This is a genomic window from Mesorhizobium sp. CO1-1-11 (assembly GCF_020164995.1).
In the GTDB taxonomy this organism is placed as follows: Bacteria; Pseudomonadota; Alphaproteobacteria; order Rhizobiales; family Rhizobiaceae; genus Mesorhizobium; species Mesorhizobium australicum.
On record NZ_JAIUHE010000029.1, the window covers coordinates 1 to 13,044 of the forward strand.

The 13,044-nt window shown below is 58.6% G+C and carries 14 protein-coding genes and 2 pseudogenes; 8 read left to right on the forward strand and 8 right to left on the reverse strand.

Going from position 1 to position 13,044, the window contains the following annotated elements:
* Positions 1-433 precede the first annotated feature (433 nt).
* Entirely contained in the window at positions 434-1,012 is a 579-nt protein-coding gene (locus LB554_RS26560) for a CatB-related O-acetyltransferase (protein ID WP_224587757.1), read from the reverse strand.
* Between the two features lie 453 nt (positions 1,013-1,465).
* On the opposite strand from LB554_RS26560, the gene LB554_RS26565 reads away from it, so the two are divergent.
* A complete protein-coding gene (locus tag LB554_RS26565) occupies positions 1,466-1,807 on the forward strand; it encodes an N-acetylmuramidase domain-containing protein (RefSeq protein WP_224587759.1) in 342 nt (113 codons plus the stop codon).
* 409 nt (positions 1,808-2,216) lie between these two features.
* Positions 2,217-2,318, forward strand: a complete 102-nt coding sequence (locus tag LB554_RS26570) for a hypothetical protein (protein ID WP_015316558.1) — start codon at positions 2,217-2,219, stop codon at positions 2,316-2,318.
* A 336-nt stretch (positions 2,319-2,654) separates the two neighbouring features.
* Here LB554_RS26570 and LB554_RS26575 read toward each other — a convergent pair whose 3' ends face one another.
* A complete protein-coding gene (locus tag LB554_RS26575; RefSeq protein ID WP_015316559.1) occupies positions 2,655-2,888 on the reverse strand; it encodes a hypothetical protein in 234 nt (77 codons plus the stop codon).
* Positions 2,889-3,461: 573 nt separating this feature from the next.
* Here LB554_RS26575 and LB554_RS26580 point away from each other — a divergent pair.
* A complete protein-coding gene (locus LB554_RS26580; RefSeq protein ID WP_015316560.1) occupies positions 3,462-3,710 on the forward strand; it encodes a hypothetical protein in 249 nt (82 codons plus the stop codon).
* Between the two features lie 771 nt (positions 3,711-4,481).
* A complete protein-coding gene (locus LB554_RS26585) occupies positions 4,482-5,201 on the forward strand; it encodes an SOS response-associated peptidase (protein ID WP_224587762.1) in 720 nt (239 codons plus the stop codon).
* A gap of 236 nt (positions 5,202-5,437) precedes the next feature.
* On the opposite strand, the gene LB554_RS26590 is transcribed toward LB554_RS26585, so the two are convergent.
* The 4 genes from LB554_RS26590 to LB554_RS26605 form a co-directional block, all read right to left on the reverse strand.
* Complete coding sequence (locus LB554_RS26590; protein ID WP_224587764.1) at positions 5,438-5,608, reverse strand: hypothetical protein; 171 nt, start codon at positions 5,606-5,608, stop codon at positions 5,438-5,440.
* 56 nt (positions 5,609-5,664) lie between these two features.
* The gene (locus LB554_RS26595; RefSeq protein WP_224587849.1) at positions 5,665-6,090 is read right to left on the reverse strand and encodes a hypothetical protein; all 426 of its coding nucleotides are present in this window, start codon (positions 6,088-6,090) and stop codon (positions 5,665-5,667) included.
* A 141-nt stretch (positions 6,091-6,231) separates the two neighbouring features.
* Entirely contained in the window at positions 6,232-7,095 is an 864-nt protein-coding gene (locus tag LB554_RS26600) for a plasmid partitioning protein RepB C-terminal domain-containing protein (protein ID WP_224587766.1), read from the reverse strand.
* Entirely contained in the window at positions 7,092-8,657 is a 1,566-nt protein-coding gene (locus LB554_RS26605; protein WP_224587769.1) for a recombinase family protein, read from the reverse strand. Before LB554_RS26605 ends, LB554_RS26600 begins: the two co-directional genes overlap by 4 nt.
* A gap of 569 nt (positions 8,658-9,226) precedes the next feature.
* On the opposite strand from LB554_RS26605, the gene LB554_RS26610 reads away from it, so the two are divergent.
* Positions 9,227-9,640, forward strand: coding sequence for a hypothetical protein (locus tag LB554_RS26610; protein WP_224587771.1), 414 nt, complete (start codon positions 9,227-9,229; stop codon positions 9,638-9,640).
* On the opposite strand, the pseudogene LB554_RS26615 reads toward LB554_RS26610, so the two are convergent.
* A pseudogene (locus LB554_RS26615) lies at positions 9,612-10,563 on the reverse strand (integrase). The gene LB554_RS26610 and the pseudogene LB554_RS26615 overlap by 29 nt on opposite strands.
* 82 nt (positions 10,564-10,645) lie before the next feature.
* On the opposite strand from LB554_RS26615, the gene LB554_RS26620 reads away from it, so the two are divergent.
* Positions 10,646-11,035, forward strand: coding sequence for an MbcA/ParS/Xre antitoxin family protein (locus tag LB554_RS26620; RefSeq protein ID WP_006339603.1), 390 nt, complete (start codon positions 10,646-10,648; stop codon positions 11,033-11,035).
* Entirely contained in the window at positions 11,032-11,550 is a 519-nt protein-coding gene (locus LB554_RS26625) for an RES family NAD+ phosphorylase (RefSeq protein ID WP_224587774.1), read from the forward strand. Before LB554_RS26620 ends, LB554_RS26625 begins: the two co-directional genes overlap by 4 nt.
* Positions 11,551-11,594: 44 nt before the next feature.
* Here the strand turns inward: LB554_RS26625 and LB554_RS26630 are convergent.
* A pseudogene (locus LB554_RS26630) lies at positions 11,595-12,116 on the reverse strand (tyrosine-type recombinase/integrase); the annotation flags it as partial.
* Between the two features lie 58 nt (positions 12,117-12,174).
* Here LB554_RS26630 and LB554_RS26635 point away from each other — a divergent pair.
* Positions 12,175-12,762 (forward strand): TMEM175 family protein, encoded by a 588-nt coding sequence (locus tag LB554_RS26635; RefSeq protein WP_224587776.1) that lies wholly within the window; start codon positions 12,175-12,177, stop codon positions 12,760-12,762.
* The last annotated feature ends 282 nt before the right edge of the window (positions 12,763-13,044 follow it).

The window sequence follows — 13,044 nt, forward strand, 5'->3', positions numbered from 1 at the left end:
TGGCTGAAAACTATCTTGCCGCTCTCAAACTCGTCGCAGTCCGCCTCTGGTTACGCGATAATGAGTCTACGGCCTAGCAGGGCCGCTACTCTGCTTCGATATTGTTCGTCCGTGGAGGCCAATGTATGGCACAAGGCCACGGTATTCATTGCCGTGAGATCGCCATCAGATACAACAGGAGTGGTTGAGCAACCGGCCAGAAACAGCGCGGTGCTCGCAAGAGCTTGCAGTCTTTTCATTTGATTTTCCCCCACGTAAAATAATGGGGAAACTACGTCCCAGGAGTCCAGAGCTTGTTTTCTTCTGCTCAAGCATTGAATGCATAACCATTCGATGCGCAACCAAATATCAACATCCGCGTCGGGGGCGCATGTCACGCCGAGCGGGCTCAATACCACAGGCGAAGCAGCCATCACCAATGCGAACTGGAAGCTTATTGTACGGGCGTGGGCTTAAAGTGGTAGCCGACAAAATCATCAATAGGTCCCGTTAAGGCGTCGGCCTCTTGTCGAATTTTCTCATCATCCCAGTTCCACCAAGCAATGGCCAGCATCTTGGCAATGATCTCATTGGGGAAGCGGTATCGGATGATCTCGGCGGGCGTTCCCCCAACGATGGCATAGGGCGGGACATTCTTGACCACAGTCGCATGCGCAGCGACGACGGCACCGTCGCCGATAGTCACTCCTGGTAGAATGAGTGCTCTTCTGCCGACCCAGACATCGTTGCCGATCTTGATGCCGCCCTTGCCGCCATGTCCTCCAGGGTTAGGCTTTCCAAGCATTTTTTCATGGATGTAGCAGGTCGTCGCGCAATCTGTTGGATGATTGCCGCTGCACACGAAGACCGTTTCATCGGCAATTGAACAGAATGACCCAATGCGGAAGGGGGCGTCTGGTTCGCACCCAAAAATCTTTCTGCCGTCCTCGATCCCGCCAGTCCAACGCCCGACTTCAGCATGCTTCGGCAATGGATGGCGTCTCTTCCGCAGCCAGATAGTCAATCTTGACATCAGTGGTGTTCTTTCCCCCTGAAAACCCACCTCATCGTTTTACCTGTCCTCACAGAATGGTCTCAGATCATGACAAAATATTTCGTTGACGCAAATGCGCGTACACAGGCGCCTTCGACGGTGCGGAGCCGCCGCCTGATGCCGTTGACGTTTCTTCAGCGCAGACGACGCACGCCAGACATGGGACGGTACATCATGGAGTGCCGTGCCGGCAGTGCACCAAACAGTACCGAAATCCACTGTCCAGGCCCGCATCATCGACGCCGGAAAGATGGGTGACGCATAAGCGGCACTGACGGCGAACCCGGTCTATTTCGCCCGCTGGTTGGCGCCGGACCACCCATCCGTCTATTGCGACGATCCCGACGCGTTGGCCTCGTCCAGGCCCTGGGCCTCGACCCGTCCGTCATTCTCGCGCCCTAAGCAATCCCACACTCCACCGAGGGAAACACTATGGAGCCCAATTTCAGGGGCGCTGCCAAGCGCCTTGACGAATTTAATTTGCCCAAGCTCGGCGCAACCATCGGAGTAGGAGAGGACGAAATTCATGCTTTCCTAGACGTTGAAACACGCGGTCAAGGGTTCGATAGCCAGGGGCGGCCCATCATCCTTTTCGAGCCGCACGTCTTCTATCGCAATCTGGCACCGGGCGCGCGTTTCTTGGCGGTAAAGCAGGGGCTGGCGTATCCCAAATGGGGTGACAAGCCATATCCGGCCGACAGCATACCCCAACTCGAATTCGAACACGTGCTGGGTTGGAATGATTGGCACGAAACCCAAGACGTCTATGCGTGAGCGCGGCGCCTACCAACATTCCATATCTTGGGCCGAGCAAGGCTGTAGAAAGAAGGCCGAGCAGAGCCGGAACCACAAACACGACCACATTTACATAGTTCATTTCCGCGCCCGTCTGCTCGCGTGCGGACGCTACCCGTGACCTTTCATTCTAGCAAGGGCGCCGCAAACACCGAAGACAATGCCCGGTCGCCGAAAGGTGGCGGGCTTTTTTGCTTTTCGCTGGAACAGCCTAATCGAATGCAAGTTTGGGCCGACGCAGCGCACTCCAACGTTCCTTCGCGCTGCTGGCCAAGGGCAAACTTGGTCGGCCCGCGCTTTTCTGCCGAGGGGCGCGGGCTTCTGGTTGACAACACTCGCTTGCGCAAGGCAATTTCGCCGCCGAGGGTAAAGCGAGGGGAACACCCACATGAAGAAGACCTATTATAAGCCTGTTCTCACCAAGCGTGAACGTCTCTCGGCAGTCACGGCGATCGGCCCCGGCCCTTCCGTGCCGGTACTAAAAGAATAGATCAGCTTGCCCCGAACAGGGCATGCTTGCTGTTGACAGACAGCACGGACGCAAGGCACTTTCCCTCCCGAGGGTAAAGCGAGGAGCACCACTGTGAAGAAGACATACGAAAAGCCAGAACTGAAAAAGCGCGAGCGCCTGGGCAGCATCGCAGCCCAGGTGGTCATCGTATCCGGCCTGAGCAAGACGTGATCTGCGCGATGAAAACTTACGAGAAGCCCGTTCTGACCAAGCGCGAACGACTTTCGTTTGTAACGGCTGGCCCCGGTCCATCGGTACCGCCGCCACCGCCACCGGTCCCCTGAGATCAGCCGAATGTGTTCAAGACCCGCTGGCTCACGCCGGCGGGTTTTTCTCATTCCGCTTTGGAAATTCGATCACCTTCGCCTCAGGATCCGGCTCCAGCGGTTCATGACCAGGCCGTTCATGCCAGAAGACTTGCCGCAGATCGCGTTGATCGACCCGCTGACCGCAGTGCGGGCAGTTGTAGTAGTGAAGATGCTCTTCAATGTGCTGCCCTCCATGCAGTTTGCCGGGAACCGGAGGGCCAAGGTCAGATAGCTTTGTCATGCGGGTGGCAACATCCGGCCGTGCTAAATGTTCCGGAACTATTTTAGCTAAAGCTGATTGAATCGTGGTTGCGGAACAATCGCGGGGAGATCGGGTGCCGCAGTATCGGGTTGAGGTCATGGCGGATCGGCTATGTCATCGAGCATAGTCACAGCACAGTTGCCTTTCAAAGCGGCGGAGGCACAGGTTGGGATGCCTGTCACGTTCCGGCGCCAGGAAGAAAACTGGCTACGTGTCACGGAGTTGAAGGGCGAGAAGCGGACCTTCGCTTACATTGTTCGGATGAGGGCCACATGAGCACACGCGGCACCAATTTCCTCGACCGGTGAATGGCAGAGCATCTGCCGAATGCGATCACGGGCGATCCGATCGCGCGATGCGAGCGGCCGAGCGCGACGGCATCGACCCGGCGGAGATCGCCGACGAAGTCGGCAGCGCCTTCGAAGTCATTCTGGAGGCGATGCAGCACCGCGATGCCAGCTTGGCCGATTGACGGTAGGGCTTGCCAACTATTCAAAGAAGGGGAATATAATCCTCCCTGTTGCGGCGAACCCCCTAAAACGGAGTTTGCCAATGGCTAGGTCCAAACCATCAAAACAGCTTTCCCAGGCTGAAATCGAGCGCTTTCTCATGGCGGCGGAAGCGCTGCACAAAAGCATCATAAAGCCGTTTATATCGCCACACTGCGACCATTACCGCGCGACGCGCACCCTGCATGATGCGCTGTTGAAGTCCGTGCGGGAAGTGACGGGGAAGGAAGTCGAGTTCATCCAGTGGAATACCACCGGGCCTGTGCGGCCTGCGCCTTCCTCAAGCGATTGATGTGGACGGCCCAGTTGCCGGGGGTGTGCTTGGCCTGGGGCCGGCAACCGAGGAGATCACCCCTAAGCCGATGAAGCGCTAACGGGCTCGGCGCAGTCGGCGACACAGCCTGTGATAGATTGGCGAGCTATGAAGGTCTCGGGCTGCGTGCGTCAATAGCAGGACGACAAAAAGAACCACCACTGCGGATGCGAACCCGGTAACGAGAGCCATCCGCGCAAACGTCGCTGACGTCGGGATGTTCCTTACGAATCAGTAAGTCGTTGATCCGTGCAAAGGCGGCTAACCATCGGGGCCGGCTGCGAACGGCACATTTGCAGCCCGGTGGGCCTCCACCACCGAAACTAAAGGCCCGCTGCCCGCTCACCAGTAGGCAGAGGGTTTTACTAGCCACTGTATGTCCCGCCGCCACCTCGCTTTAAGCCTCACACCAGCGCCGCGCGCGACCATCTGGCCTTTGTCAAGCAATTGATGTGGGCGGCCCGGCTGCCGGGGGTATACTTAGGGCTTTGGGGGCCGCCAGCCGGGCCATGCCGGCGATCCCCCACCGGCAGAAAGGGATCATGGCTTAGTATTAGCATGAGTGCAAATACGAGCGGATCAACCCGCTACGGCGTGACCTATAGCGATTCCTAGGCCGATTGCGAAGCGAACCGATCGGCCGACGCGTCTTTGCCGTCATGGCGGAGGCTGTCAGCAATCGGGAGGGTGGCGCGATCGAATAGCCGTCCCGAAGTAGACTCTTGCTTTTCGGATACTTATCTCTGGTGCATGTGCGGACGCGTTTTCGTAAAGACCACAATCCCCGACATGGTTCGTCGGTTCGAATTCGCCCACCCTGGCGAGGTCGAACGGCTGGGCAACAGCTTCCCGCTGTGGAACGGTGCGCCAAGCCTGACCTATCCGATCATCATTCGTGAAGAGCTCTCGACCAGCATGGCCGGCTTCGTCTCGGCGCGCTGGGGACTGGTCCCCGGTTGGGCTCGGGATGGTGGCGGGCGGCCGCCACCTGTCAACGCCCGCTGCGAGACCGTCGCCAGCAATGGCTTGTTCCGCAAGGCTTACAATGCGCGCCGCTGCCTGGTGCCGGTCGACGGCTATTTCGAATGGCAGAAGCTGGACGCGTCGGGGAAGAAAAAGCAGCCCTACGCCATCGCGATGAAGTCTGATGAGCCCTTCGCCATGGCGGGCATCTGGGAAGAGTATGCCGACAAGGTCACCGGCGAACTTGTGCGGACCTTTGCCATTGCCACCTGCGAACCGAATTCGCTTATGGCGACCATCCACGACCGCATGCCGGTGATCCTGGCGCCGGCCGACTACATGCGCTGGCTTGGGCCGGAGCAAGACCCTCGCGACCTGATGAAGCCTTTTCCGTCCGATCTGATGAAGATGTGGCCGATCGACAGTAGGGTGGGTTCGCCGCGCAACAACACCCCCGATATCATCGACGAGATCGGTCGCGGGCCTACTGATCTGTTCGACGTCTAGGTTCCGGACTTTGTAGGCCGCTGCCACGACACATAGGGCATCTGATCGTAGACCCTTTGCACCCGGCTCGGTGCACTCCGCGCGGGCAACACGTGCCGTTTGAGCCCAGCCACTTCGCGCATTGAAAAACCTTGCCGGCGCCGAGACATCGCCGACACCCGAACTTCCTGAATCCTGCCAAGCACCACCTGCCCACCGACCTGAGACGGCAAGAACGTCAGGGGCATAAATTAGTTTCACCGGAGCTCATCCACGTCCGAGATTTTGCCGTTCGCGAGGTGCGTCTCGATCTTGCTGAGCGCCTTCCGAATGACTTCGACCGCCTGCAGATTGAGTGCGAAGTCGAAATTACCTTCCGCCGTCTCGAAAATCAGGACGCCGATCTTCGTTGCGTCGTCCCGCAGCATGCCGATGCCAATTCCGGTGGGCATATACGGTGGTCTATCTGCCATGGTTTCCTCTTTCAGAGATAGCGTTCGCCGTCGCCTCGGTGCTCGAAACAGAACCAATGCGGCTGATGGCGATGCCGAGCAAAGCCGAACCCTCCGTGCTTCGCGCAACCCGTGTGCTCGCACAGGTGCCCTAGCACTCTGGCGCGCTCGCGCGGCACGGGCGTTATGCCGTCGGGAAGCCTGATTGGTTCGTCGCTCATCTGCGCAAAGATTCCATAATGCCGCTTGACGGGCAAGGAATTTGTTCCTTTTCTGTTCTCATGGCGCACGACCCGATCGACACGCTGGGGAAGGCGACGCGGCACAATATGCTTGTGAAAGTGGAATGCAGCTGCGGCAATGTCCGTTACTGCAGATCGGCCGATCTCATGATGGTCTATGGCGGCGGCGTTGATCCTTTGAAGCTGAAATTCGACTGCAACCGGTGAATCGATCAAGATCACGCTCCACAAGCTCGCTGCCATCGGAGTAGCTGCCCAGATCGAATGGGCGAAGGGTGTCTCGAAACCGCCTTCCCAATTTTTGTAAATTGTGAACGTCAATACGTAGCGGGCTGCATCTTGCCCGAAGGCGCCAGCTCAAAAGACGAAATGCGTGCGCCTAAGCCCGGTTTTTACCGGTTGGCTCGTCAAACCTTCCCCACCTGCTGGAATGTCCAGTATCGATTGGAACCTCCCGAGCTGCTCCGGGAAATCCCGCGCAAGGTGTCTGACCACCCGTGCATTTTCCATCAGACGGTCGAGATAGAGCCTTGCCGCCATCAACTCCAGCGCCCAGGTGCCACGAAGGCTTGCGCAGTACAGAAATTCTTCGTTCAGCAAATCAAACTCAGTTTCCATGGCGGCCAGCTGATCGGCTGTCACCCCGACAAACTTCTTTCTCGGCACGGAGGGATCCGCCAACTGCGACGCCGGAGTGAGCGTTGAGAGGAGTTGCGCATAGTGGAAGCCCATCCTCTTCAGGGCGATCATGAGCCTTGCCGCATTGAACTGCCTTTCCGGAACCATCTTGCGCAAGGACGCGAAGACCTGCGGAGGCACATTCCAATCCTGCAAAAGATCGAGAGCCTCGGGAGAAACTCCATTGACCAACGGCCTTGGCGCTGAACTGTCCGCGAGCAGGTTCAAAGTAGGCCCTTCGGTTAGGGCCTTCGGCACAGAGGCCAGGCTTTCGGCCAATAGCAGGCGACGGAACGATTCCTGCTTAATCGGATGTTGAAACACCTCTGTGATCGTCTCCAACAGATGCCGAGAGATACTCGCTTCGGCGATCATGTCCCGCGTTCTTTGGCATTCAGCCTGATAGGTTTTGCACAGCCATGGACCGGTGAACCATCTGTTGGGCTCGTGCATCTTTTCCAAAAGCGCTGCGTGTCTTGTGCGGTTATTTTGCAAAATGAGGTCGGCGGCTTCCAAGCCTAAAACTACGCGGCGCACCTTCATGCGGCGTTCCCTACGAATGCTCGCTCAGCCAGCGCAACGAGCGGATCTAGTGATCGGAAAAGAAACGCATCCAGCTTCATTCCATTGTTGACATGGAAATCTCCTTTGAACCCCACGATTTCATGCATCGGAGCGATCAGGTAATCGCGAATGATCAGATTGCCCGGCTGCATGCGGATCAAGACGAAAATATCCGCCATGGCCTCTCGCACCGCCCTCGAAGACCAGCGGGGATATGCACAATGCGAAACGCGACACCTGGCGATTGCGAGCGCTACGGTCACCTCGCCATTGATGCGGATGAGCTCCGTTTCAGGAGCCTGGGAAGCGCGGCCGCCTGCCTTGTCGACCGCGACGAGCAGGTCTTCCATAACGCGATGGCGGATAGCCGTGAGGCGCCTGTCAATCTCGATGAAATGAGACTTTCTGGGCGGCAGGCAACCGATCAGCTTGTATGCACCGAGCAGGCCCCCGAAATGCGCGCTGTAGCGATAGGCCGAAGGGCATCCGGGCGCTGCGTTAATGATGTCGGATGACAGTTTCCCATGCCGTTTGTAGAGTTTTCGTAGGGCTGACAGCATCTCGTCATCGCTCATGTGAAGGTAGAGCGCTTTTAACATCTGCTGTGCTTTGTCGAATAGTTGGCGACTGATGATAGGTTCAAAGGCGTTGTCCGCCCTGACCCATTGATCCGGAGGATTGTACACAGCCTTGGTTTTGAGCTTGGTGCAGCGTCTATTCCAAACGTTGTTGCCGATATATTTCTCATTGGTCAGGACACGGCGCACGCCATAGGCCTTCCAAGGCCTGCCGAAGTCGTTCAGGATCCCCCGGGCATTCAGGTATTTCGCGATTTGAGGTTCGTTCTTGCGTGACCTGACGAAAAGGCGAAAGATCAATCGAACAGTAGCTATCTCTTTCGGTGGCCCCGGTACGATGATCACCCGGTCTGTCTGGAAGTTCTTGTGTTCGTAGCGGGCGAGGATGAGTTTGGGCTGTCCGAACTGGTCAACCATCAGACGCCTTAGTCCGAGCCCCTGCATGCCGCCTACGTGGAAGCCCATGCGGGCCATCCTCACCTGGCCCAAAAAGACCCTCTGTGACAACATCCGGCTGTACTCTGCAGCCATGCTGCGCTTTATGGCCTTGAGTACATCGGATCCGACGGTGCCATCATTCGCGAATTGCTCGGCGCAAAACTCGATCCGTACACCCGCCATCTGACATCGATATTCGTAGGAAGCGCTTTCATCGACGCTTTGGAACCGGCCCCATCTGCTCACGTCGTAGACGACGACCGTCTCGTAGTCGGCGAGTCCGTGTTCAATGTCGAATAGCAGCTTCTTGAGGCCGGGCCGGCCTTGTATGTGCAACCCGCTACGGCCGGGATCTTCATAGGTGGCGACGATGTCGTACGCCATGACCTCGGCATAACTGCGGATTGCATCCTTCTGATTCTCAAGGGAATAAGTCTGGTGCTCGGTGGACATTCGTACATATTGAGCCGCGCGAACCCTTCTCCTCTCCTTAGGAGGTTCGCGGGCCGCAGCAACCTTGTCCATCGGCTTGCACCATTGGGACGATTGTCAATCCTAGCGCTCAGCGCATAGCAATTCCAGTCCAGTTTAATCGAATCGTCCGTCCGGCTGGCTTCGCGCTTTGAAAACCATGGCTTTCAACTCAGGGGAAACCCTGACTCACTTCGTGAGAGCCCGTCCCCCGTTCCGCCGCAACTACACTTGACCGCCGTATCGGGGAAGTAGCCAGACAGCGTGCGCTGATAGCGTTCCAGAACGAAACTGACAGCGGAATACGTGCCTCAAACGCGACTAGCCCTTGGACGGACAGGCGGTTGTCCGCGGACAACTGAAGTGTGGCAGACAAGGCCCGACGCGGGTTAGGGAGGCGGACGCGTTTGCTTGGTCATGCAAGATCTCAACAGGGAGGGGCGAAGAACGCGTGCTGGTCGGCCTGACTCGACGTCTCATCGCTGACGGGTAGACGGAGGACGAGTCCACTGATTTCGCCTGCAAGCAGCTACTGCCATCTGATTATCTGGGAACTGGCTTCGGTTTCAGAAGTTCGCCCTTGAGGCGAGATTGACTTCATCGTTGCCGGAGCGCTGACAACGATGCCCGTTCGAACCCTTGTGGTGGAAGGCAGGACGGTGCGTCTTGAAACCATTCCGGAAATTATCGCCAAGAAGGTCTATTACCGCGGATCGCAAGCCAACCCGCGCGACATCTTCGATATCGCCGCTGCAGGCCGGTCGCAATTGGTCGAGAACCTCAACGCCCCACGCGCGCTTCCCGAACAGGTCGTTCGCACCAAAGAGCGAATGGAAAAGCCCAACCCGGAATTCGTTAGTCGCGCCATTGCGCAACTGATGATAATGCCCGGCTACGAAGCGTCGGCCGCCGACAGTCTGGTCGCAGCGATTGCTTTGCTCGACGACGTGTTGTCATCACCTCAAGCACTTGACCGCCTCACGGCAGCGAACAATCGAGAGCGGTCTTTCAGATCCCGGATGCCTTGGTGCAGTTAATCCGAACGATCGCGACGCCGCTGGTACTTGCGGGTCATCTCGGCGCTGGCGTGGCTAGCTGCGTTTGCACATGGCGTTCATCAATCTCCGCCGAGGACGCGAGGCCTGCGCGCAGCCGATGGCCAGAAAACGCTTTTGGCCGCGCTCGGAAAGATCCCGCGCGCACCGGCGGCAAGGCCGCGCGTTTGACCGGCCGCCCCACCTGCTGAGCGTTCAGCTGCTCGGCGCCATTGTTTTGCCATGACCGGTGACGCGCCGGAAGAGGGGGCCATGCGCAATACGGGCCAGCTTCAGCCAAGCCTACAGGGCGACAACAGGGCAGGCGGCGTCGGACGAGCCACGACCAATTTCGACCTCGCGCCAGCCGGTCTTGCCTCGCAACGTAACCAGCACGCCCTTGCACGGGCAAACGTCGATCTAGCCGCGCCCATCCTCGCGCAACATCAAGGCCGACGATTCCGGAGCGGCGCAGCCACCAGCGGAGCCCAAACACAGCATGGCGCGGTCGCGCAGAGCGCGCAGCGTGCTGCCGTCGAGCGTTTCCAGAGCGAGAAGATCCTCGCGCAGGATGGCTTGCCTTGACGGGCGGGGAGGCGTGTTTGTTACGGATGCCGACGAGCACGGTGGCGCTGCCCCGTCGTTCCGGTCGAGCAGTTGACCGCGTTGTGTATAGTCCAGGTCAGCGACGACACAGCCGGGGTTGATGGTCGGCACCGACTTTTTGTCCCTGGCCGATCCCGAGGCTTGGCCGTGATGTCGAGGCCGACGATCTGTGGGTCTGGCGGCAGCGGATCAAACGACTGACGCCGACAGCAGGCACGAAACTCCTTCCAGTCGGCGGCTTCGGCGCGACGTCGAACTTGCTGCCTCGACCGCGCACGTCGGCTTGATCCGCGCGCGCTAGGCGTTGCAACAGCTTGAATTGGTTCAGTCCTTGAAAGTTGTCGAGAACTGCCATATCTTTTGCACAGGAAATATGACTCTCGATATGGTATGGTGAATATCGTGGCCCATGCACTCAAGATACCCGAGCAGAACGGACCTCTCATCTTGTCCTATATGGACCGGAACGGTAAGATTGCGATCGAGCAGGTCGCGGACGGTTTTGGCATGTCCAAAGGCCAGTTAGCCCAGACCGCCGGTCTTGCGCGCGAGACCCTTTATCGATCAGAGCGTAGCGCCACGGTAAAGACCCAGGGGCGTCTACGGGAAATGCTCGAGATCATCAGCCGCGTGACGGATTGGGCGGGCGGCAAGGAGCAGGCGATGGCTTGGTACCGGGCTCAGCCGCTTCCAGCGTTTGGGGGACGCACCGCTGAGGCGCTGGTGAAGGACGGCAAGGCAGCAGCGGTCCGTGATTATCTCGATCACATGGCCGTTGGCGGGTTTGCGTGAGGTTCGTCAGAACCTGCTACCGCGCACACGATCCACGTTGGGCATTCAAGCCGACTTCCGGCGAAGGAGCGGCGAGCCGAGGCGCCCGATTCAATCCCAAAGGCGTGCCGGCACTCTATCTGGCACTGACCATCATGACTGCGATCAAGGAAGCCAACCAGGGCTTCGCACAGCGTATCGATCCGTGCGTGCTTTGCTCCTATGAGATCGATTGTGACGACATTGCCGATCTGACAACGCAAGAGGGGAGGGAAGAGTTTTCTGTGACGCTCGAAGAGATGGCCTGCGCCTGGGCAACGGCTCTCAGCGACGGAGAGCGCCCGGCGTCCTGGTCCATTTACGACCGGTTGCGCCCTCGAAATATTGCCGGCATTGTGGTCCCAAGTTTCGCGCCGGGCGCAGAGATTGAGGATCGCAACCTCGTCCTTTGGAACTGGGGTCCGGATCTGCCGCACAAGGTAACCGTATTCGACCCGAGCGGCCGGCTGCCGAAGGACCAGCTGTCCTGGCGATAACGCAGTCTAGGCATCCGAAGGGCAGGGGCGGAGCTTTTCGCCGCCTACAGCCCTGATGCCGTGGTGAGATTGACACGGAAACGATCGCGTTTGCGCTGATAGCGGCGCGTCATTTCAGCCGAGGCATGGCCGAGTTGTTTTTGCACATAGCGCTCGTCGACTTCAGCCGAGGAGGCAAGCCCTGCACGTAAGGAATGGCCCGAGAATTTTGTCCGCGCGATCACCTTCGGACAGGTCGCCGCGGACACCAGCGGCCAGAGCGGTGCGCTTGACCAGTCGCGCCACTTCCTGGTCGTTGAGCCGCTCGGCGCCGACCGTCTTGCCTTGGCCGGTGACGCGCCGGAAGAGGGACCATGGGCGATCCGCGCGAGCTTCAGCCAGGTCTGCAGGGCGACAACCGGGCAAGTGGCATCGGACGAGCCGCGGCCGATTTCGACCTCGCGCCAGCCGGTCTTTCCGCGCAAGGTCACCAAAATCCCTTTGTCGGGAAAGAACTCGATCCAGCCGGAAGAATCCTCGGTCTGATCGCGGCCGACGTCGAGCCAGACGATTTCGGAGCGGCGCAGAAGCCGGGGTGTCTATTGAGCAGCGACTGGAATGCGTTAGCATTAGCTCAGGAATAAAATGGGGACGCACGTGCTACCTTCACCTGGCCTGGAAAGGCTGAACGCATTTTCCGATGGCGTGTTCGCCGTACTGATCACAGTTCTAGTTTTGGACCTGCGCCCGCCGGAAGCGCCGACTCTCAAAGCCCTTCTGGCATCATGGGAAACCTGGCTTAGCTACGGTGTAAGCTATCTCTTCATTGCGATTGTCTGGGCGAACCACCATCATCTCTTGCGCTACGCGAAAGAGAGCACGGCATCCTTAATGTGGTACAATTTCGCGCACCTGTTCTCAGTCTCGCTGCTCCCCCTGGCCACGGCATGGATGGCCGTAAGCGAGTTGGCACCGCAGCCGGTCGCCTTCTATGCGACCGTATTCTTCCTGGTTAACCTGACATATCTATTGTTGATCCGCGAACTCATTGATCCGTTGCCAGAGGACGAGGTGTCACCACAAGTGCGGCGGCTCATGCGCCTACGTGCGATGATTACGCTCAGCCTTTTTGGGCTCGCCGCTATCTTGGCATTGAGCTACCCGATCGTCGGACTGGGGATCTGTAGTTGTTGCCTGGCAGTCTATCTGAAGCCCCAGGCGCGCGGGTCATAGGAACGGACTGAATGCGGCGCGGTCACGCGAGGACCTTTTGTACGGCGTGGGGCGATGCCCATCAAGTTCCAACTCGAAAAGCCCGCCACCTTGCGGCATGGAGAGGTTCTGGAGGGTGCTGGATCAACAGTAAAGGCTCAACTTGCCGGCGCCTGTTTCGATGCGATCACGCTGGCGGCGTCCGCGACCGGGGCCGCGCGATAGCTCTCGGGCGCTGCGTCGGCCTCCATCACTCCTTTACAATCTTGCCGGAACCCGCTTGCAACTTTGCAGCGGCCAAAA

What these genes read in the sequence shown, in the direction of transcription:
- LB554_RS26560 (WP_224587757.1), bottom strand. Translation starts at nt 1,012, where the DNA reads ATGTCAAGATTGACTATCTGGCTGCGGAAGAGACGCCATCCATTGCCG.
- LB554_RS26565 (WP_224587759.1), top strand. Translation starts at nt 1,466, where the DNA reads ATGGAGCCCAATTTCAGGGGCGCTGCCAAGCGCCTTGACGAATTTAAT.
- LB554_RS26570 (WP_015316558.1), top strand. Translation starts at nt 2,217, where the DNA reads ATGAAGAAGACCTATTATAAGCCTGTTCTCACCAAGCGTGAACGTCTC.
- LB554_RS26575 (WP_015316559.1), bottom strand. Translation starts at nt 2,888, where the DNA reads ATGACAAAGCTATCTGACCTTGGCCCTCCGGTTCCCGGCAAACTGCAT.
- LB554_RS26580 (WP_015316560.1), top strand. Translation starts at nt 3,462, where the DNA reads ATGGCTAGGTCCAAACCATCAAAACAGCTTTCCCAGGCTGAAATCGAG.
- LB554_RS26585 (WP_224587762.1), top strand. Translation starts at nt 4,482, where the DNA reads ATGTGCGGACGCGTTTTCGTAAAGACCACAATCCCCGACATGGTTCGT.
- LB554_RS26590 (WP_224587764.1), bottom strand. Translation starts at nt 5,608, where the DNA reads ATGCTGCGGGACGACGCAACGAAGATCGGCGTCCTGATTTTCGAGACG.
- LB554_RS26600 (WP_224587766.1), bottom strand. Translation starts at nt 7,095, where the DNA reads ATGAAGGTGCGCCGCGTAGTTTTAGGCTTGGAAGCCGCCGACCTCATT.
- LB554_RS26605 (WP_224587769.1), bottom strand. Translation starts at nt 8,657, where the DNA reads ATGGACAAGGTTGCTGCGGCCCGCGAACCTCCTAAGGAGAGGAGAAGG.
- LB554_RS26610 (WP_224587771.1), top strand. Translation starts at nt 9,227, where the DNA reads ATGCCCGTTCGAACCCTTGTGGTGGAAGGCAGGACGGTGCGTCTTGAA.
- LB554_RS26635 (WP_224587776.1), top strand. Translation starts at nt 12,175, where the DNA reads ATGGGGACGCACGTGCTACCTTCACCTGGCCTGGAAAGGCTGAACGCA.